Origin of the sequence: Mesorhizobium sp. J428, assembly GCF_024699925.1 — a bacterium.
Lineage (GTDB): Bacteria > Pseudomonadota > Alphaproteobacteria > Rhizobiales > Rhizobiaceae > Mesorhizobium_A.
Genome location: NZ_JAJOMX010000001.1, coordinates 3,574,353 through 3,592,984, shown reverse-complemented (window position 1 = coordinate 3,592,984; position 18,632 = coordinate 3,574,353). Strand labels below are relative to the sequence as shown.

The window sequence follows — 18,632 nt, the reverse complement described above, 5'->3', positions numbered from 1 at the left end:
TTTACGATGATCCGGCGTTTCCGCAGGAATGAGAGCGGCCAGTTTGCGATGATGACGGCGATCCTGACCGTCCCGTTGCTGGGCGGTCTCGCTTTCGCCATTGATTTCACCGAGATGAACCGCCAGCGGGTGGACGTTCTCAATGCCCTCGACGCCGCCGGCATCGCGACGGCGCGGCAGGCCATCACCGGGGCGTCCGACGCCGATCTGATCGCCTATGCCGGCGATTTCTTCGAGGCAAACCTGAACGCCGTCGATCCCGCCGACACCACGCTTTCCGTCGTCCTGCCGCAGAACAATACCGGCGGCGGCACGCTCAAAATGTCGGCGACGCTGACGTACAGGCCCTATTTCTTCTCGCCTTTCACAAACCTGGTCCACCACGTCACGGGCGCTTCCACGAAGATCAACTTCACCGAGCGCACAGAGATCAAGCTGAAGAACACGCTCGAGGTCGCGCTCGTCCTCGACAATTCCGGCTCGATGGATTTTGTCGGCACGGGCTCCGGGCAAAAGCGCATCGATCTCCTCAAGGCCGCCGCCAAACAGCTGGTCGACACGATCTCGGCCCAGGCGGCTCAGATGAAGCAGGTCGACAAGCCGGTGCAGTTCTCGCTGGTGCCATTCGCGGCCTCGGTCAATGTCGGGTCGAGCCACGAGACGTCCACCTGGATGGACACCACCGGCATCTCGCCGATCCACCATGAGAATTTCGACTGGTCGACGATGGGCGCGGCCGATTCGACGAAGAAGGTCGAGCTCAGTGGCGGCGCCTACTACAAGCGCGGAACCGGATGGGGGACGGAGAAGGACAAGGTGGTAACCCGGTTCACGCTCTACAAGGATATGAAGCGACAGGTTTGGGTCAAAACCGGAACCGAGTCCTATTGCGTGGAATACAAGTGGGACGGCAAGACGTGCAAGACATGGGGCACGAGAGACGTCGGTTACACCGATCAGGTCAGCTTCGCGTCCTGGCAAGGCTGCGTCGAGGCGCGCCCGTATCCGTACAACACGAACGATACCACTCCGAGCAGCTCGGTTCCCGCGACCCTGTTCGTTCCGATGTTCGCGCCGGACGAGACCGACCAGACCGACAGCAACAGCCGCCCGGCGAACAATAACTGGTGGAAGGACGGATCGACGAATTCCAGCGCCGCCGTGCGCCAGCGCTATATGCCGAAATATTACACGCCGGCCGCCACCGGCACCGCAGCTATGGGACTGGACCAGGGCCCCAACAGCAGTTGCTCGACCACTCCCATCACCCCCCTCGTCGATGTCTCGAGCCAGACCGGCATCGACAAGATCAAGGCGGCCATCGATGCGATGGCCCCCAACGGTGCGACGAATGTGCCGGAAGGGCTGGCCTGGGGCTGGCGCACCGTCTCGGGCGGAGAACCCTTCACCGAGGGCCGCGCCGATTCAGAGAAGGGCAATGACAAGGTCGTCATCGTGCTGACCGACGGCGCCAACACCTATTACACGCCGACTTCCGTCACCGCGCACACCTATTCAGGCACCTACTGGAACTACGGCGGCAACGATCTCGCCGGCTCCAAGGCAATCTATTCGGCCTTCGGCTACCTCGTGCCTTACACCAACGCCTACACCTACGGCCGCCTTTTCCTCGGCACCAGCAATTCGATCACGAAGACGGACTACGCCAACGCCACCTATTCGAAGGCGATGGACGAGCATCTCGCCACGACCTGCACCAACGCGAAGGGCAAGAACGTCATCATCATGACGGTCGCGCTCGATCTGGACGCGACCAAGGGAACCACGGCCGAGAAGGCCGCGACGCAGGCGCAGATCGACGGACTCACCAATTGTGCGTCCTTCTCGCGCATCCGCGACGAGAAGCTGTTCTGGAACACGAAGGGCGGCGATCTGGCCGAGACATTCAGGAAGATCGCCGACGAGCTGTCCAACCTCCGAATCGTCGGCTGAGGCTCATCTCCCCCGCCCTGGTGCGACGAGCGCCCGGTAGAGGTGCCATGTCGCATGGCCGAGGATCGGCATGACGACTGCCAGGCCGGCGAAGAGGGGCAGCGAGCCGAGCAACAGCCCTGCGGCAACCACAAGACCCCAGACCGCGACCGGCACGGGATTGGCAAGAGCTGCACGCACCGAGGTCTCGATGGCCGCCACGGCGCCGCAATCGCGGTCGAGCATCATCGGAAAGGCCACCAGCGTCAGGACGAGTGCGACCGCCGCGAAGAGAAAGCCGACGGCGTTGCCGACGACGATGAGCGTCCAGCCGCGTTGCGTGCCGATGACGTCGGCCAGCAGCGCTGCGATGGTCGACGGACGGTCCCCGACGTAGATCGCCTTGTAGATCGCATCAGCAGTGAGGAGCCACGCCAGGAACAGCGCGACGAGCATCAGACCCACCGCCGCGATGCCCGGAACGGAGGGCGCGCGGACGACGTTGAGCGCGTGGCGCCACGACGTGTCGAGGCCGAGCTCGCGGCGACGGCTGATCTCGTAGAGGCCAAGTGCTGCAAACGGGCCGATCAGCGCAAAGCCGGATATCAATGGATAAAGCAGTTGCAGTGTGTCCTCGCCAGAGCTCCAGCGGGCGAGCACAACGCCGACGATCGGATAGATCAGCGCAATGAACACGACATGGGACGGCTTGTCCCGGAAGTCGTCGAGCCCCTTCCGCAGCGCCTCGCGGACATCATTCAGCGAGATCTTGCGGACATGCGGACGGTCGATCGTATGCTCGGCGCCGGCATAGACGTGGAAGTCGGTCATGGCCATTCCTCCTCACAGCCAAGGATCGGAGCGGACCTTGCGACGACGGCGCCCCCTCGAACCATCGCCGGGTTACCGCCTGCCATATCAACGCGGCAGTATTTGGCAGCATACGCCCCCGCAGCGGTTCTGTCCTCTCACGGTCTCGTGCGGCTTCGCTGTCATCGCGGCCTCGGTCCTTGACATGAAAATGGCGACGGCCTATCTCACCGCCACGTTAGCACTCGCCATAGGTGAGTGCTAACAGACGGCCCGAAACATCGGACGTTACAAACCGCTTCGCTCAAGGGATCAAGAACATGGCAAAGTCGAAGTTCCGGCCGCTGCACGACCGCGTTGTCGTCCGCCGGGTCGAATCCGAGGAGAAGACCAAAGGCGGGATCATCATCCCCGATACCGCCAAGGAGAAGCCGCAGGAAGGCGAAATCGTCGCCGTCGGTTCCGGCGCTCGCGACGAGGCAGGCAAGCTGGTTCCGCTGGACGTCAAGGCGGGCGACCGCGTGCTGTTCGGCAAGTGGTCCGGCACCGAAGTGAAGCTCAATGGCGAAGACCTTCTGATCATGAAGGAATCCGACATCATGGGCATCATCGTCTGAACGATCGCCCGTAACTCTCCAACCAGGTTTAGTCGGGCCTGATGGCCCAGGAGCAAGAACATGGCAGCCAAAGACGTAAAATTCTCCCGTGATGCCCGCGAGCGCATGCTCCGCGGCGTCAACATCCTCGCCGACGCGGTGAAGGTCACGCTGGGCCCGAAGGGCCGCAACGTCGTGATCGACAAGTCGTTCGGCGCTCCGCGCATCACCAAGGACGGCGTCACCGTCGCCAAGGAGATCGAGCTGGAGGACAAGTTCGAGAACATGGGCGCCCAGATGGTGCGCGAAGTGGCCTCGAAGACCAACGACATCGCCGGCGACGGTACCACGACCGCCACGGTTCTCGCCCAGGCGATCGTCCAGGAAGGCCACAAGGCCGTTGCGGCCGGCATGAACCCGATGGATCTGAAGCGCGGCATCGATCTCGCCGTCGCCGAGGTCGTCGCGACGCTGACCAAGACCACCAAGAAGATCAAGACCTCCGAAGAGGTCGCGCAGGTCGGCACCATCTCCGCCAATGGCGAGAAGGAGATCGGCGAGATGATCGCGCAGGCCATGCAGAAGGTCGGCAATGAGGGCGTGATCACGGTCGAGGAAGCCAAGACCGCCGAGACCGAGCTCGAGGTCGTCGAAGGCATGCAGTTCGACCGCGGCTACCTGTCGCCCTACTTCATCACCAACCCCGACAAGATGGTCGCCGAGCTCGAGGACGCATACATCCTCCTGCACGAGAAGAAGCTGTCGAACCTGCAGGCCATGCTGCCGGTGCTCGAGGCTGTCGTGCAGACCTCCAAGCCGCTCCTCATCATCTCGGAAGACGTCGAAGGCGAGGCCCTGGCCACGCTCGTCGTCAACAAGCTGCGTGGCGGCCTGAAGATCGCCGCCGTCAAGGCTCCGGGCTTCGGCGATCGCCGCAAGGCCATGCTCGAGGACATCGCGATCCTCACCGGCGGCCAGGTCATCTCCGAAGACCTCGGCATCAAGCTCGAGAACGTGACGCTCAACATGCTCGGCCGCGCCAAGAAGGTGCGCATCGAGAAGGAGAACACCACGATCGTCGACGGCGCCGGCAAGAAGGCCGAGATCAACGGTCGCGTTGCCCAGATCAAGCAGCAGATCGAAGAGACCACCTCGGACTACGACCGCGAGAAGCTCCAGGAGCGTCTCGCCAAGCTCGCAGGCGGCGTCGCGGTGATCCGCGTCGGCGGCGCGACGGAAGTCGAAGTCAAGGAAAAGAAGGACCGCGTTGACGACGCGCTGAACGCCACCCGCGCTGCGGTGGAAGAAGGCATCGTCCCCGGCGGCGGCACCGCGCTGCTGCGCGCTTCGGCCAACCTCAAGGTCAAGGGCGCCAACGCCGATCAGGACGCCGGCATCAACATCGTGAAGCGCGCTTTGCAGGCTCCGGCCCGCCAGATCGCGTCCAATGCCGGTGCTGAAGCCTCCATCGTCGCTGGCAAGATCCTCGAGAACAAGTCGGCCACCTTCGGCTTCAACGCCCAGACCGGCGAGTATGGCGACATGATCCAGCTCGGCATCGTCGACCCGACGAAGGTCGTCCGCATGGCCCTGCAGGACGCCGCTTCGGTCGCAGGCCTGCTGGTCACCACCGAGGCCATGATCGCCGAGGCTCCGAAGAAGGACGCCCCGATGCCGGCAATGCCGGGCGGCGGCATGGGCGGCATGGGCGGCATGGACTTCTAAGAAGTCCCGTCACCTGCCAGGAATGCGAAGGGCGGTCCGAAAGGGCCGCCCTTTTGTTTTGCCGGAAAAAATCTCGTTGCTTCGTGGAACCGGCGGGAAAGTCCGGCGTTATATGGATGTCCCATCAGACGATGGAAGAGATTCCAACAGAAGATGACGGACACAGGACGCCCTTCCCGGACATAAGCCGAGGAGGGCGTTCCCTCTTGTGCAATCCCTCCCTTGACATACTCTCATATCTGGGAAATTTTCCCGTTTATGGATTCTCCTTCCCTACAAGACGACGCATTCGCCCGACAGATCGCCGATCGTCTGAAATCGCTGCGGACGGAGCGCGGATGGTCGCTGGACGAACTCGCCACGCGGAGCGGGGTCAGCCGGGCCACCCTGTCGCGGATGGAAAATGCCGAGGTCAGCCCGACCGCCCAGGCGCTGGGGCGTCTGTGCGCCGCCTACGGACTGACGATGTCGCGGCTGATGCGAATGGTCGAGGAACGGTTCGAACCGCTGGTCAGGACCGGCTCGCAGCCGGTTTGGGAGGACAGAGCCGCCGGCTTTGTCCGCCGTTCGCTGTCGCCGCCCTCCGCGGCGCTAGCGGGAGAAGTGCTGGAATGCGAACTGCGGGCCGGCACGCGCATCGACTATCCCCTGCCGCCGCGCCCGGGCCTCGAACACCATCTCCTGCTGCGGGAAGGCGCGCTTTCACTGACGATCGAGGGCAAGCGCCACGATCTCGTGCCCGGAGACTGCCTGCGCTACCAGCTCCACGGCGAAAGCCGGTTCGAGACGCCGGTCGACGCGGGCGCGAAATACCTCCTATTTATCGCGTGATCGCCATGACAAACTTCGCCATCACGGAATTCGGACGCGACGACGTCGCTGCAAACATCGAAGCGTTGGGCGAGATGATGCATGCCTGCGTCCATGCCGGCGCGAGCATCGGCTACATCCTTCCCTATTCGCAGGCCGACGGCGCGGACTTCTGGGCGAGGAAGGTTCTGCCCCGGCTCGACGGCGGCAACCTGCTCCTGCTCGTCGCACGTGCCGGAGGACGCATCGCCGGCGCCGTCCAGCTCGACTACGACACGCCGCCCAACCAGCCGCACCGGGCGGAGGTGCGCAAGCTGATGGTGCATCCCGACTTCCGTCGCCGTGGTCTGGCGCGGCTGCTGATGCTGCGGGTCGAGCAGGAGGCGCAGGCGCTCGGCCGCCGTCTGCTCACACTCGACACGCGCACGGGCGATCATGCCGAACCGCTCTATGCATCGATCGGCTATCTCACCAGCGGCGTGATCCCCGGCTACTGCCTCGATCCCAGGGGGCAAGAATTCGATTCGACGACGATTATGTACAAGCCGATCTGACCGTGCCGGAACCGCGCGGTGCCTGCCGCGTTTCAGTCGCGCTCCGATCCAGGAGCCGGGAGAAAGCGACATGGTGAATAAGGATCAGGTCAAGGGCGCCGCCAAGCAGGCCACGGGCTCCGTTAAGGAAGCCGTGGGCAAAGCCACCGGCAATCGAAGCACCGAGGCCAAGGGCAAGGCGGAGAAGACTACCGGAAAGATCCAGAAAGGGTTCGGCGACGTGAAGGAAAAGGTCAAGAAGGCTCTCTGAGCGGATCGCTGCGAACGAACATTTGGGGCGGCGTTGCACGCCGCCCCCATAAGTTGCAGAAAAATCGCATTTCACACTGGCCGCACCTTCGGGATACCAGCAGATTAACCGCATATTAGCGCGCATACCTTAGATGTTCACGCAGCGGCAGATCCGGTGTGGGACGGACCTGAGCGCGCGGGTCTATGGCCGCCGGGCCTGAGGGACGGTACGGCCTTTCAACCCGGACGCGAAACATCGGGGCGAATATGCGGACGGCAGCGGCGAACAGCTTTCAACCAGCCGACATTGCGACGAAGATCGCGATGACGATGCGCCAGATGGGCATCATCGGCCTGCCCCGCAATTATGAGATCTTCTACGAGATTTGCACCGGTTCCAACGACGCGCTGTGCGACGATGTCCGCGCGCTCGGCCCCATGCCGACGCAGGACCAGCTGGACGGGATTGGACGGAAATACTTCGCCGGAACCAACGGCCGGAACGTGCTGGAGGAAGCGCGCGATCAGGTCGCGACGAAGATCGAGGAGGTGATGTCGCTCTTGCGGCGCGAGCGTTCCTCGCTCGAGAAATACGGCAGCATTCTCGGCAAGACCTCCGGCGGGCTCAACAGCCAGATCACACAGGATATCCTCTTGCGGATCGTCGGCATCATGTCGGCCGCCACCGAAATTGCCCTGGAACAGGGCCGCCAGATCGAGACGTCGATCATCGACAAGTCGGCAGAGCTCGAGAAGGTCAAGGTCACGCTTGAGGAATACAAGAAACTCGCCGACACCGACCCGCTGACGCAGATCTGGAACCGGCGCGCCTTCGACCGCGCCCTCGCCTCGATCTACGACAGCGAGAAGGGCCGCATGTTCAGCGCCCTCATCATCGCCGACATCGACCGCTTCAAGGATTTCAACGACCGCCACGGCCATCCCGTCGGCGACCGCATCCTGCAGATCGTCGCCGATATCATCGGCTCGAATGTTCAGCCCGGCATGTTCGTCGCACGCACCGGCGGCGAGGAATTCGCCATCATCGGCGAGGGCATGAGCGAGGAAGGCATCTCGCGGGTGGCAGAGGCGATCCGCACTGCGATCGAGGCTGCCCCCTTCGTCAGCACCGACACGGGCATGAGCTGCGGCCCGGTGACGATCTCCCTGGGCATCTGCATGGCCTCGGAGGCCGCCGGCCCCGAGGATCTCTACATCAAGGCCGACCGCGCGCTCTATGCCTCGAAGGTCAGTGGCCGCAACCAGATCACCCGCCACTCGTCCCTCGTGGACGGCAAGGCGCGGAAGAACTGGTTCATCTACCGCAAGGATTAGGCCGCCGTCGGCGGCCGCATCTCTTTCAAACGATTTTGTCGTGCCTCTCCCCGGCCTGACCGCTTGAACGCACGGCGTCCAGCGGATACGTCGCACACGTCATTGCAGAACGCTGGAGAGACCGCTTGTCCAAGACCCGCACCGAGACCGATACATTCGGACCCATCGAGGTCCAGGCGGACCGATACTGGGGCGCGCAGGCGCAGCGGTCGCTCGGCAACTTCAAGATCGGCTGGGAAAAGCAGCCCATGTCGGTCGTGCGCGCGCTCGGCATCGTCAAGCGCGCCGCGGCGGAGGCGAACATGGAGCTGAAGCGGCTCGACCCCGCGATCGGCAAGGCGATCGTCGACGCGGCGCAGGAAGTGATCGACGGCAAGCTGAACGAGCACTTCCCGCTCGTCGTATGGCAGACCGGCTCGGGCACGCAGTCGAACATGAACGCCAACGAGGTGATCTCGAACCGCGCGATCGAGATGCTGGGCGGGCAGATGGGCTCCAAGAAGCCGGTGCATCCGAACGACCACGTCAACATGAGCCAGTCGTCCAACGACACCTATCCGACCGCCATGCATGTCGCCTGCGCGGAGCGGATCGTCCACGACCTCATCCCGGCGCTGAAGCACCTTCACAAGGCGCTCGACAAGAAGTCGAAGAAGTTCGCCAAGATCGTCAAGATCGGCCGCACCCACACCCAGGACGCCACGCCTCTGACGCTCGGCCAGGAATTCGGCGGCTATGCCGCGCAGGTCGCTTCGTCGATCAAGCGCATCGAGGCGACGCTGCCGGGCCTCTACGAGCTGGCGCAGGGCGGCACCGCCGTCGGCACGGGCCTCAACGCGCCGATCGGCTTCGACGAGAAGGTTGCCAAGCGGATCGCGAAGATCACCAAGCTGCCCTTCGTCACTGCGCCGAACAAGTTCGAGGCGCTCGCCGCGCACGATGCGATGGTCTTCTCGCACGGCGCCATCAACGCCACCGCGGCAGCGCTGTTCAAGATCGCCAACGACATCCGTTTCCTCGGCTCCGGCCCGCGCGCGGGCCTCGGCGAGCTGTCGCTGCCAGAGAACGAACCCGGTTCGTCGATCATGCCGGGCAAGGTCAACCCGACCCAGTGCGAAGCGCTGACGCAGGTCTGCGTCCATGTCTTCGGCAACCATGCCGCCGTCACCTTCGCCGGCAGCCAGGGCCATTTCGAGCTGAACGTGTTCAACCCGGTGATGGCCTACAACTTCCTCCAGTCGGTGCAGCTCATCTCCGACGCCGCAGTGTCCTTCACCGACAACTGCGTCGTCGGCATCGAGGCACGGGAGGACAACATCCGCGAGGGTGTCAACCGCTCGCTGATGCTGGTCACCGCGCTCGCGCCGACCATTGGCTACGACAATGCCGCCAAGATCGCCAAGACCGCGCACAAGAACGGCACGACGCTGCGCGAGGAAGCGCTGAAGACGGGCCTCGTCTCGGCCTCCGACTACGACCGCATCGTGCGGCCGGAGCTGATGATCAGCCCCGGCTGAGGCCTGTGAACAAAATTTCGTGATTGTTCTCTTTCACTGAACACTGAGTCAGGCGCGCGGGGGCCTGCCAGCCGTCGGCGAAGCTTGTATGGGGTGGATCGACGTCCTCAACAGAGATCCACTCCATGAACAGCAACATCCTTCTCCTCGTCGCGCGCATCCTGCTCGCATTCATGTTCATCGCCGCCGGCCTGCAGAAGTTTGGCTCGATCGAAGGCACCGCCGGCTACATCGCCTCGGTCAACCTCCCCGCCCCGACGCTGCTCGCCTGGCTCTCGGCCATCTTCGAGACGCTGACCGGCATCGCCATCCTCGTCGGCTTCCAGACCCGCATCGCGGCCGCGCTGCTCGCGCTGTTCTGCGCCTTCACCGCTTTCTGGTTCCATTTCGGCCCGATCGCCATCCCGGACTTCCCGGAAGCCGCCAACGGCATGCTGTCGATGATGAACCAGCTCATCTTCATGAAGAACCTGACCATCGCCGGCGGCTTTCTGGCGCTGATCGCCTCCGGCCCCGGCGCGCTGTCGGTCGACGCCCGCCTCGGCAAGGTCGCCTAAGCCCGCATTCCTTCCCTGCCTCGAACGCCCGGCCTCGCGCCGGGCGTTTTCGTTCGTGGGGAAAAGGCGTAAAGTCCGTCGCATTCCGTTGGGGGAGACGGCTTCCATGACCAATACCGGCCTTCTGGTGGCGCGGATCATGATCGCGCTGATGTTCCTGGCCAGCGGCTACGGCGCGCTGATGGATCTGCCCGGCGCCTCGGCCTACTTCGGCGGGCTTGGCCTGCCGGTGCCCTTTCTGGTCGCGATCGTCACGGCGCTGTTCGAGATCGCCGCCGGCGCGCTCTTGGTCGTCGGCTTCCAGACGCGGATCGTCGCCGCCGTGCTCGCCGCCTTCTGCCTGTTCGCCACCTATGTCGGCCATTATGGACAGACGACGGATGTCTTCACGCACCAGCAGATGCTGCTCAAGGACATCGCCGTGGCCGGCGGGCTGATCCTCGTCGCGCTGTTAGGCGGCGGTGTCCTGTCGCTCGACGCGTGGCTCAAGCGGCGCAACAAGGTGTCGCCGCTGGCCGAGAACGGCTAGCCGAAGCGCGAGACGACCTCGGCGAGCGTCGCCGCGTCCGCCTCGCCGCGCACCTTTTTCGACGAGACGAGGCAGGCTTCCGATTCCAGGATCACCCCGTCGTCGAGGATCTTCAGCCGGTTGGCCTTCAGCGTCGAGCCGGTGGAGGTGATGTCGACGATGACGTCCGCCTGCCCCGCGGCCGGCGCGCCCTCGGTCGCGCCGAGGCTTTCGACGATACGGTAGACCTGGATGCCGTGTTTCTGCGAGAAGAACTGCTGCGTCAGCCGCCAGTATTTGGTCGCGATGCGCAGCCGCCGGCCGTGGCGCTGGCGGAAATCGGCGGCGACGTCGTCGAGGTCGGCCATGGTCGAGACGTCGAACCAGACCTCGGGCACCGCCACCACCACATCCGCCCGCCCGAAGCCCAGCCGCGCCTCGATGCCCATGCGCGCCGACCAGTCGGACACCGCCTCGCGCACCAGGTCCTCGCCGGTGACGCCGAGATCGACCGTGCCCTGCGCCAGCTCGCGGGCGATCTCGGAGGCCGACAGGAACGCCACCTCGACATCGTCGCGGCCCTTCACGCGGGTCTTGTAGGCGCGCGCATCGGTAGTCGGCAGCACCTCGATCCCCGCCTTCGCCAGGCTCGCGACCGCGTCGTCCTTCATCCGGCCCTTCGAGGGCAGCGCGATGGTGATGCTCATCCCCTGCCCTCCCGCGCCTTCTCGATCCGGTCCAGCCAGACGGAGAAGCCGACGCCGGGGATCGGCCTTTCGGCCCCCAGCAGCGTCAGCAGCCGGTCGTAGCGGCCGCCGCCGACCAGCGGGCGCGGCCCGCCGGGCGTCGCGATCTCGAAGACGACGCCGGTGTAATAGTCCAGCGGACGGCCGAACGCCGCGTCATAGGCGATGTCCTTCGCCTTCAGACCGTTCGACAGGATCGCGTCGGCGCGGGCCGAGAACAGGTCTAGCGCCTGGCCCAGCACGATGCCGGAGGAGGCTGCGAAACGGGCGAGCGCCGGCGATGCCTCGGCCAGCGGCACGTGAATCGCGAGGAAGGTCTTCAGCGCGTCGAGCTGCGCTGGCGTCAACCGCAGGCGCGACAGCTCGGCCTTCTCGATCAGCCGCCGCGCGATCTCCTCGGGCGTGCGGCCGGCCGACGGCGAAATGCCCGCCTCGCGCATCTCGCCCTCGATGAAGGCGGCAAGTGCGGCGCGGTCGCCGGAAGCCGCGATCAGGTTTGCCTCGCCGGCAAGGCCGCGGCCGGCAGGCGGGTCCGCGAGGTCGGCAAGGGCTGCCTTCACCATCTCCGCCGAGCCGAAGGCGCGCGCCAGCCGCTTCTGCCAGCCGCGCGGCAGGCCCAGCGCCGCCAGCACCGCCTCGAACACGGTCTGGTCGCCGAGCGTCACGGCCAGCGGCAGGCCAGGCAGCGCCATCGCCAGCAGCGCATGCGCGTCGGCGAGCGAGCGGGCGTCGGCACGCGCCGTGTCCGGATCGCCGAGATCCTCGATCCCCGCCTGGACGAACTCGCTCTCGCCGTCGCGGCGCTGGCGGAACACCTCGCCGAGATAAGCATAGCGGCGCGGCGTGGCGGCGCGGTTGGCGATGTGATCGAGGCAGACCGGGATGGTGAATTCGGGCCTTAGGCACAGCGTCTCGCCCGTCTCGCTCTCGGTGAGGAAGATGCGCCGGCGCAGGTCCTCTCCCGCGATGTCGAGAAACGGATCGGCCGGCTGCAGCATCGGCACGTCAATCATCTGCGCGCCGCGCTCGGCGAAGAGGGAGAGGATGGACTGGGCGAGCGCGGTCATGCTCGACGAATGCGCCGCGTGAACGCACCCCCTTTGGCCTGCCGGCCATCTCCCCCTCAAGGGGGGAGATTGGCAGTTTCGGCACCTGCCTCAACCTGTGACGGACAAAAATCCTGAACCCGCAAGCCGACAGAACGGCAACGTCCGCGATTGGCGAAATCGCTCGCGACAGCCGATCTCCCCCTTGAGGGGGAGATGGCCGGCAGGCCAGAGGGGGGTCGGCCAGGCCAAAGCCTCAGCCACCCATCTTCTCCGCCCGCTGCGCCTCGAGAATCCCCCGCACCGTGGCGACCAGCTCCGTCTCCGGCACCGTCACCTGCCCGGGCCGCGCTTCCTTGTAGGCGTCGTGGCCCGCGATGTTCGCCGCGAGTTCGGCGCCCACCACCATGTCCTTGATCTGCACCACGCCCTCGGCGCGCTCGTCGCCGCCCTGGATCACCACGCAAGGAGCACCGCGCCGGTCGGCATATTTCATCTGCGGCTTCATGCCCGACCCGCCGAGATACATTTCCGCACGGATGCCGGCCTGGCGCAGCTCCGAGACCATCTTCTGGTAGCGGCCGAGGCTTTCCGTGTCGCGGTCCATCACCAGCACGACGACCGGGCCGATCGTGTCGGACGTGTCGAGCTTGCCCAGCGCCTTCAGCGCCGACATCAGCCGCGAGACGCCGATGGAGAACCCCGTCGCTGGCACCGGCTCGCCGCGGAAGCGCGACACCAGCCCGTCATACCGCCCGCCGCCCCCGACCGAGCCGAACCGAACGATCTGGCCGTCCTCGTTGGGGATTTCCGCCAGAAGCTCGGCCTCGAAGACCGGGCCGGTGTAATATTCGAGGCCGCGGACGACGGAGGGATCGATGCGGATGCGGTCTCGATTATATCCCGCTGCAATGCAGAGTTCGGATATCTGCTGAAGCTCAAAGATTCCTTCTTCGCCTCTTTCTGAACCGCTCACGGTGGACCGAAAATCCCTGAAGAACTCCTCAAAATAGTCGGCTTGATCCTGGTTCTCGTTCGGCAGCAGATACATAAATGCGCCAGACAATCGGGTGATCTGGTTATCATCCAAACCCGCCCCTTTGGTGAAATCGCCTTCACCTTCCTTTCCGCCATCCCAGCGGCCTTCACCCAATAGCTTCCGCACCTCCTCCGGAGGAAATTTATCGGCCTTATCAATCGCCCTAAGCACCGTCAGCCTGCGCCCGGCATTCTCCTCGCCGCCGAGCCCGATCGCCTCCAGCACGCCGTCGAGCACCTTCCGGTTGTTCACCCGGATGACGTAGTCGCCGCGCTTGATTCCCAGCGCCTCCATCACGTCGGCCATCATCATCGCCATCTCGGCGTCGGCCGCGACGCCCGGCGTGCCGACCGTGTCGGCGTCGAACTGCATGAACTGGCGGAACCTGCCGGGGCCGGGCTTCTCGTTGCGGAACACCCAGCCCGACCGGGTACGAACGGAACGGCTTCGGCAGCCGCTCGAAATTCTCCGCCACGTAGCGCGCCATAGGCGCGGTCAGGTCGTAGCGCAGCGACAGCCACTGCTCGTCGTCGTCCTGGAAGGAGAACACGCCCTCGTTCGGCCGGTCCTGGTCGGGCAGGAATTTGCCCAGCGCATCGGTGTATTCGATCAGCGGCTGGTCGGCCGGCTCGAAGCCGTAGAGCTCGTAGACGGCGCGGATCTTGGCCATCATCTGCTCGACCGCGCGGATGTCCTCCGGCGTGCGATCCGCAAAGCCGCGCGGCGTGCGCGCCAGCATCTTCTGCGATTTGTCGGCCATCGGGAATTCCGCGTGTTTTCTTGGGCTTTACGCGCGGATTCCCGCGCGGGCGTGTCCTAGCGGATCGATGCGGGAGGGGCAAGGCGGTGGAGGGAGCGTTACATCTCCCCTCCCCCGCGCCATCGGCCTGAAACACGACTCACTGAAAAGAACAGCAAGACATTCGGACGACGACCATGACCACCGAGACCATCACCCCTGAAGAACGCACGCTGCGCCCCGCTGCCGAGACCACCACAGCGCACTCGCCTGCGCCGGGCGCCTTCTCGCCGGACGCCGACCCGCGGCTGGCGGAGATGGCCACCGGCAGCGCGTTCGGCACCTCGATGCTGGCGCTCTATCCGGTCTTCGCCTGCGTGATCGTCGTCCTGACCAGCCTGACCCTGTCGGGCGCTTCGTTGCCGGCGTGAGGGCGATCATGCGCCACGCTGCGAAACTGCTTCTGCTCTCCGCGCTGCTGGCGACCGCCGCGGCCTGCGTGCATTCGCAGACCGGCGTCGCCGCCACGGTGGGCTGCCGCGGCGGCCACGAGCGGCTCGCGGGCCACTATTATCTCAACGGCGTGATGGAGGTCGGTTCCGAACTCCTGCTGCGCAAGGACGGTTCGTTCGAATTCATGCTCGCCTATGGCGCCAACGACCAGTACGGCAAGGGCTGCTGGGCGCAGGACGGCAGCAAGATCTCGCTGGTACCCCGCAGGCCGCAGCCGCGTCAGCGGCCGGCACACGCCCGACAGCCGCGGCTTCACCGGCATCGTGCTCGATGTCGAAGGCAGCGCACTGGTCTGGAACATCGGCGGCAGCGGCTACAAGGGCCGCTACGAGAAATAGGCGCCCGCGCGCCATCGGAATTCCGGCCTTCTTTGCCCCGGGCCGGATAATCGCCCCCTTCCCGATCCGCCCGAGGATCGGCGGAGGGGGCGTTTTTCTTCAGCCGGAAGAGCGCCGGTCGCGGTGATAGGTCAGCGCCATCGCCACGCAATGAGACAGCGCCTGTTCGTCCAGCGGCCTGCCGGGCTCGAGCAGGATCGACCGCTTGCCCTGATAGTCGAAGACATTCGGATAGAGCTCGTGGAAGCGCCCGACGAGTCCAGTGTGGCAGATGAAATGCACCGCCACGCGGCCGTCGCGCAGCGCGGCAAGCCGCACCGAACTGCCGATGCCGGCCTTCGCAGGCGCGTAGGACGGCTCGCCCCATTTCAGCGTCTCGGCGAGCGGACCGACGCCCGCAGTCTCCTCTGCGACGCGGCGAACCAGTTCGCGCAACCGCAGCAGTTCGTCGCCGGCCTGCTTCGGCAAGGCCGCGAAATACGCCGCCGCACCCGGCTCAACGGGGGCGAACGAAGGCAAGGCGTTCCCTTTCTATGGCCGGCCGGCAGACGCAGCCCTCGATATGGTCGTTGACCAGGCCCATCGCCTGCATGAATGCATAGACCGTGGTCGGCCCGACGAAGCTCCAGCCGCGCTTCTTCAGCTCCTTCGAGATCTTCTTCGACACCTCCGTCGTCGGATTGGCGCGCAGATGTTCGAGGTCGATGCGTTCGGGCCGCTCCGCCTCACCCGGCTCGAAGCGCCAGAAGAAGGCGGCGAGCGAGCCGGCCTCGTCGATCAGCTCGCCGGCGCGCTTTGCATTGTTGATGACCGAGCGGATCTTGCCCTGATGGCGCACGATGCCCTTGTCGGCGAGAAGGCGCGAGACATCCGCCTCGCCGTAGAGTGCGATCTTCTCACGGTCGAAATTGTCGAAGGCGGCGCGGAAATTGTCGCGCTTGCGCAGGATGGTGAGCCAGGACAGGCCCGACTGGAAGCCTTCCAGGCACAGCTTCTCGAACAGGCGGCGATCGTCGGCGACCGGGCGGCCCCATTCGTGGTCGTGATAGTGCAGGTAGTCCGGCAGGTTGCCGTGCCAGGAGCAGCGCACGACGCCGTCCGGTCCCTCGATCAGCCCGCCCGCCAATTCCGCCATCCGACGCCCTTTCCCTGCCACAACCGGTTTACCGGCCGTTCACCATTTTCCTGAACCGGCCGGTAACCACACCAAATGGTTTCCGCGATCGACGGCCTTTTATCAATTCCGATTCACCTTTTGCTACCGGTCGCGATGCACGCTCCTGACAGTTTCGGTGCTCGTCCCGCCGATCATGTGCCGCCAGAACGAGAGTGAAAAGTGTGATGTTGCGTATCCTCCTGCTTGCCGGCGCGGCGACCGCCGCCGCACTCGCCGCCCAGCCCGCCGCGGCCCAGAGCCGCTATTCGGAGCGCCCGCCGCTCGTCGTCTCGCCGGACCTGTCCGCGCCCTGGGTGATGCAGCTGAAGCGCGCGCCGGACGGGCGGCGCGTCGCAGCACCGGTGGAGCGGCGCAGCATCGCGATGAACCAGCCGCGGCTGCGGGAGCTGAGGCGCGCCGAGCAGCGCCGGGCGGTCGACCCCAACCTGCGCACCGCCGCCGTTCCGGCTCCGACCAAGAAGCAGTTCCAGATGGACCCGGTCTATCTGCCGCAGGAGGTGGAGTATCCGAGCAAGGAAAAGCCGGGCACGATCATCATCGATCAGCAGTCCAAGTTCCTCTACTACGTGCGCGGCGACGGCAAGGCCCGGCGCTACGGCGTCGGCGTCGGCAAGGAAGGCATGGACTGGCGCGGCACCGAGATCGTCAGCAACAAGCGGACCTGGCCGGACTGGCGCCCCCCGGCGGAGATGATCGAGCGCGAGAAGAAGAAGGGCCGCATCCTGCCCGCCTTCATGGCCGGCGGCGAGGCAAACCCGCTCGGCGCGCGCGCGCTCTATCTCGGCTCGACGCTCTACCGCATCCACGGCACCAATGCGCCCTGGACGATCGGCACCAACAATTCCTCGGGCTGCATCCGCATGCGCAACGAGGACGTGATCGAGCTCTACGAAATGGTGAACGTGGGGACCAAGGTCATCGTCATGTGATCCCGGAGAGGGGATAGGCCGCGTCAGGGGACGGGGGCGGCCGCGTCGGCGGGGGAACCCGCGGCGACAAGGGCAGCGCGATCGCCGTCGCGCTGCCCTTTGCTTTGGACGGGTGCTGCCGCGAGACGCTGCTCATACGATTGCGGAATCGCCCGATCTTGCCTAAGCCTTGTCGTGCCGGACGCTTCCGGCCGATCAGGGAGGGGATCGTTGGACAGTCTCATCACGGTGTTCCTGCCGCTCGCGCTGGCGGTGATCATGTTCTCGCTCGGCCTGGGGTTGACGGTGGCGGACTTCGTCCGCGTCGTGACGCAGCCGAAGGCCTATGCGCTAGGTGCGTTCTCGCAGCTGGTGGTCATTCCGGCCGTAGCCTATGCGCTGGCGCTCGCCTTCAAGCTGTCGCCGGAGCTGGCGGTCGGCATGATGATCCTGTCGCTCAGCCCGGGCGGCGTGACGTCGAACCTGATGACCAAGCTGGCGAAGGCCGACGTAGCTCTCGCTGTGTCGCTGACCGCCACGACGAGCCTGATCGCGGTGGTGACGATGCCGCTGCTCGCGGCATTCTTCGCCCGGCACTTCATGGGCGCGGCCGCGCCGCCGATCAACATCACCTCGCTCGGCTTCACCATGTTCCTGATCACCGCGCTGCCGGCGGTGCTGGGGCTTTTGCTGCGGCGCTTCGCGACCGGCCTCGCGCTGGCGATCGAGCGGCCGCTGGAGATGATCGCGCTGGCGCTGTTCGTGGTGGTGGTGGTGGGCGCGCTCGCCTCGAACTGGCGGCTTTTCGTCGACAACCTCCTGCTGCTCGGCCCGAGCCTCGTGCTGCTCAACATCATCCTGCTCGGCTTCGGCCTCGTGGTCGGACGGATCTTCAGCCTGAAGCGCGGCGAGGCGACGGCGATCTCGATCGAAACCGGAGTGCATAATGCGACGGTCGGCATCACCGTCGGCACATTGATCGCGGAGCAGGCATCGGGCCTGCCGCCGTTCTCGCTGCCGTCGGGCGTCTACGGCATCACCATGTATCTGGTGACGATCCCGTTCGTGCTGTGGCGGAGGCGGAGGCGGATGGTGAGCGAATAGTCAGGTCCACTGCGCAAATGTGCAGCTCGTGCGTGTCTCTTCGTCCCAAAATACATACAGCATACCGCCGCTGCCCCAAAGGAAGGTCTCGCCGCCCTCGGCGCCCAGGAACGAGTCGAATTGTGCAAGGAACCTCATCGACCGGTTTGTCTCGGGCACAACTGGAATCTCGGGGCATTGAACCCATGCAGGAAGACCACCGAAGCGAAAGAGATTCTGACGCCCCGATGCCCAACTTTGCCGGGTCCATCGCTGCGGCGTCGGAGCGAACCTGGCTCGAACGGGCAACGGATAGATTTCGCAAAAATCTAAGCCAGGGTCAGGAGGAGGTCCCACCTGTTCCAGTGTTCCGTTTGGACTGTGCGAGAAGAAGATCTGACCTGAGCAATTTGCGCACGTCTCGAGAGTGAGTTTGTTCAGCGACAGGCCTAGACCTTCCGGAACGGG

20 protein-coding genes and 1 pseudogene are annotated in these 18,632 nt (G+C 65.1%); 14 read left to right on the top strand and 7 right to left on the bottom strand.

Annotation, left to right across the window (positions count from 1 at the left end; all coding sequences use genetic code 11):
• Positions 1-6: 6 nt before the first annotated feature.
• Positions 7-1,953: a TadE/TadG family type IV pilus assembly protein gene (locus LRS09_RS18005; RefSeq protein WP_257808243.1), complete on the top strand. Its 1,947-nt coding sequence runs from the start codon at positions 7-9 to the stop codon at positions 1,951-1,953.
• Positions 1,954-1,956: 3 nt separating this feature from the next.
• Here the strand turns inward: LRS09_RS18005 and LRS09_RS18000 are convergent, their stop codons facing one another.
• Positions 1,957-2,763, bottom strand: coding sequence for a DUF2189 domain-containing protein (locus LRS09_RS18000; protein ID WP_257808242.1), 807 nt, complete (start codon positions 2,761-2,763; stop codon positions 1,957-1,959).
• A gap of 299 nt (positions 2,764-3,062) precedes the next feature.
• Here LRS09_RS18000 and groES point away from each other — a divergent pair, with 299 nt between their 5' ends.
• The 9 genes from groES to LRS09_RS17955 all read left to right on the top strand — a co-directional run bounded on the left by groES (position 3,063) and on the right by LRS09_RS17955 (position 10,596).
• Positions 3,063-3,359, top strand: a complete 297-nt coding sequence (groES, locus tag LRS09_RS17995; protein ID WP_257808241.1) for a co-chaperone GroES — start codon at positions 3,063-3,065, stop codon at positions 3,357-3,359.
• A 60-nt stretch (positions 3,360-3,419) separates the two neighbouring features.
• Positions 3,420-5,063: a chaperonin GroEL gene (gene groL, locus LRS09_RS17990; RefSeq protein ID WP_257808240.1), complete on the top strand. Its 1,644-nt coding sequence runs from the start codon at positions 3,420-3,422 to the stop codon at positions 5,061-5,063.
• 258 nt (positions 5,064-5,321) lie between these two features.
• The gene (locus LRS09_RS17985; RefSeq protein ID WP_257808239.1) at positions 5,322-5,894 is read left to right on the top strand and encodes a helix-turn-helix domain-containing protein; all 573 of its coding nucleotides are present in this window, start codon (positions 5,322-5,324) and stop codon (positions 5,892-5,894) included.
• 5 nt (positions 5,895-5,899) lie between these two features.
• Positions 5,900-6,427, top strand: coding sequence for a GNAT family N-acetyltransferase (locus LRS09_RS17980; protein WP_257808238.1), 528 nt, complete (start codon positions 5,900-5,902; stop codon positions 6,425-6,427).
• A 70-nt stretch (positions 6,428-6,497) separates the two neighbouring features.
• Positions 6,498-6,677, top strand: coding sequence for a CsbD family protein (locus LRS09_RS17975; RefSeq protein ID WP_257808237.1), 180 nt, complete (start codon positions 6,498-6,500; stop codon positions 6,675-6,677).
• Positions 6,678-6,925: 248 nt separating this feature from the next.
• Entirely contained in the window at positions 6,926-7,993 is a 1,068-nt protein-coding gene (locus LRS09_RS17970; RefSeq protein ID WP_374684856.1) for a GGDEF domain-containing protein, read from the top strand.
• 125 nt (positions 7,994-8,118) lie between these two features.
• Positions 8,119-9,510 (top strand): class II fumarate hydratase, encoded by a 1,392-nt coding sequence (fumC, locus tag LRS09_RS17965; RefSeq protein WP_257808235.1) that lies wholly within the window; start codon positions 8,119-8,121, stop codon positions 9,508-9,510.
• 125 nt (positions 9,511-9,635) lie between these two features.
• Positions 9,636-10,067, top strand: a complete 432-nt coding sequence (locus LRS09_RS17960; protein ID WP_257808234.1) for a DoxX family protein — start codon at positions 9,636-9,638, stop codon at positions 10,065-10,067.
• A gap of 106 nt (positions 10,068-10,173) precedes the next feature.
• Entirely contained in the window at positions 10,174-10,596 is a 423-nt protein-coding gene (locus tag LRS09_RS17955; RefSeq protein WP_257808233.1) for a DoxX family protein, read from the top strand.
• On the opposite strand, the gene hisG is transcribed toward LRS09_RS17955, so the two are convergent.
• The 4 genes and pseudogenes from hisG to LRS09_RS30380 form a co-directional block, all read right to left on the bottom strand.
• Positions 10,593-11,282 carry an ATP phosphoribosyltransferase gene (hisG, locus tag LRS09_RS17950; RefSeq protein WP_257808232.1) on the bottom strand — a complete coding sequence of 230 codons (690 nt, stop codon included), beginning with the start codon at positions 11,280-11,282 and terminating at the stop codon, positions 10,593-10,595. The genes LRS09_RS17955 and hisG overlap by 4 nt on opposite strands.
• A complete protein-coding gene (locus LRS09_RS17945) occupies positions 11,279-12,388 on the bottom strand; it encodes an ATP phosphoribosyltransferase regulatory subunit (protein WP_257808231.1) in 1,110 nt (369 codons plus the stop codon). The genes hisG and LRS09_RS17945 overlap by 4 nt, the downstream gene beginning before the upstream one ends.
• Before the next feature lie 235 nt (positions 12,389-12,623).
• On the bottom strand, positions 12,624-13,418 hold the full coding sequence (locus LRS09_RS30385) for an ATP phosphoribosyltransferase regulatory subunit (RefSeq protein WP_374684924.1): 795 nt from the start codon (positions 13,416-13,418) through the stop codon (positions 12,624-12,626).
• A gap of 29 nt (positions 13,419-13,447) precedes the next feature.
• Positions 13,448-14,166: pseudogene (locus tag LRS09_RS30380) on the bottom strand (ATP phosphoribosyltransferase regulatory subunit); the annotation flags it as partial.
• A gap of 176 nt (positions 14,167-14,342) precedes the next feature.
• Between LRS09_RS30380 and LRS09_RS17935 the strand changes: the two are divergent.
• A complete protein-coding gene (locus tag LRS09_RS17935; RefSeq protein ID WP_257808230.1) occupies positions 14,343-14,576 on the top strand; it encodes a hypothetical protein in 234 nt (77 codons plus the stop codon).
• An 8-nt stretch (positions 14,577-14,584) separates the two neighbouring features.
• Entirely contained in the window at positions 14,585-15,046 is a 462-nt protein-coding gene (locus tag LRS09_RS17930) for a hypothetical protein (protein WP_257808229.1), read from the top strand.
• A 49-nt stretch (positions 15,047-15,095) separates the two neighbouring features.
• Here LRS09_RS17930 and LRS09_RS17925 read toward each other — a convergent pair whose 3' ends face one another.
• Positions 15,096-15,515 (bottom strand): DUF1801 domain-containing protein, encoded by a 420-nt coding sequence (locus LRS09_RS17925; protein ID WP_257808228.1) that lies wholly within the window; start codon positions 15,513-15,515, stop codon positions 15,096-15,098.
• Positions 15,493-16,131 (bottom strand): DNA-3-methyladenine glycosylase I, encoded by a 639-nt coding sequence (locus LRS09_RS17920; protein WP_257808227.1) that lies wholly within the window; start codon positions 16,129-16,131, stop codon positions 15,493-15,495. Before LRS09_RS17920 ends, LRS09_RS17925 begins: the two co-directional genes overlap by 23 nt.
• A gap of 206 nt (positions 16,132-16,337) precedes the next feature.
• Here LRS09_RS17920 and LRS09_RS17915 point away from each other — a divergent pair, with 206 nt between their 5' ends.
• Positions 16,338-17,102, top strand: a complete 765-nt coding sequence (locus LRS09_RS17915) for a L,D-transpeptidase (RefSeq protein ID WP_257808226.1) — start codon at positions 16,338-16,340, stop codon at positions 17,100-17,102.
• Positions 17,103-17,312: 210 nt separating this feature from the next.
• A complete protein-coding gene (locus tag LRS09_RS17910; RefSeq protein WP_257808225.1) occupies positions 17,313-18,185 on the top strand; it encodes a bile acid:sodium symporter family protein in 873 nt (290 codons plus the stop codon).
• Positions 18,186-18,632: the final 447 nt, after the last annotated feature.

Coding starts and splice junctions, on each gene's coding strand:
- LRS09_RS18005 (WP_257808243.1), top strand. CDS start 7: ATGATCCGGCGTTTCCGCAGGAATGAGAGCGGCCAGTTTGCGATGATG.
- LRS09_RS18000 (WP_257808242.1), bottom strand. CDS start 2,763: ATGACCGACTTCCACGTCTATGCCGGCGCCGAGCATACGATCGACCGT.
- groES (WP_257808241.1), top strand. CDS start 3,063: ATGGCAAAGTCGAAGTTCCGGCCGCTGCACGACCGCGTTGTCGTCCGC.
- groL (WP_257808240.1), top strand. CDS start 3,420: ATGGCAGCCAAAGACGTAAAATTCTCCCGTGATGCCCGCGAGCGCATG.
- LRS09_RS17985 (WP_257808239.1), top strand. CDS start 5,322: ATGGATTCTCCTTCCCTACAAGACGACGCATTCGCCCGACAGATCGCC.
- LRS09_RS17980 (WP_257808238.1), top strand. CDS start 5,900: ATGACAAACTTCGCCATCACGGAATTCGGACGCGACGACGTCGCTGCA.
- LRS09_RS17975 (WP_257808237.1), top strand. CDS start 6,498: ATGGTGAATAAGGATCAGGTCAAGGGCGCCGCCAAGCAGGCCACGGGC.
- LRS09_RS17970 (WP_374684856.1), top strand. CDS start 6,926: ATGCGGACGGCAGCGGCGAACAGCTTTCAACCAGCCGACATTGCGACG.
- LRS09_RS17960 (WP_257808234.1), top strand. CDS start 9,636: ATGAACAGCAACATCCTTCTCCTCGTCGCGCGCATCCTGCTCGCATTC.
- LRS09_RS17955 (WP_257808233.1), top strand. CDS start 10,174: ATGACCAATACCGGCCTTCTGGTGGCGCGGATCATGATCGCGCTGATG.
- hisG (WP_257808232.1), bottom strand. CDS start 11,282: ATGAGCATCACCATCGCGCTGCCCTCGAAGGGCCGGATGAAGGACGAC.
- LRS09_RS17945 (WP_257808231.1), bottom strand. CDS start 12,388: ATGACCGCGCTCGCCCAGTCCATCCTCTCCCTCTTCGCCGAGCGCGGC.
- LRS09_RS30385 (WP_374684924.1), bottom strand. CDS start 13,418: ATGTATCTGCTGCCGAACGAGAACCAGGATCAAGCCGACTATTTTGAG.
- LRS09_RS17935 (WP_257808230.1), top strand. CDS start 14,343: ATGACCACCGAGACCATCACCCCTGAAGAACGCACGCTGCGCCCCGCT.
- LRS09_RS17930 (WP_257808229.1), top strand. CDS start 14,585: ATGCGCCACGCTGCGAAACTGCTTCTGCTCTCCGCGCTGCTGGCGACC.
- LRS09_RS17920 (WP_257808227.1), bottom strand. CDS start 16,131: ATGGCGGAATTGGCGGGCGGGCTGATCGAGGGACCGGACGGCGTCGTG.
- LRS09_RS17915 (WP_257808226.1), top strand. CDS start 16,338: ATGTTGCGTATCCTCCTGCTTGCCGGCGCGGCGACCGCCGCCGCACTC.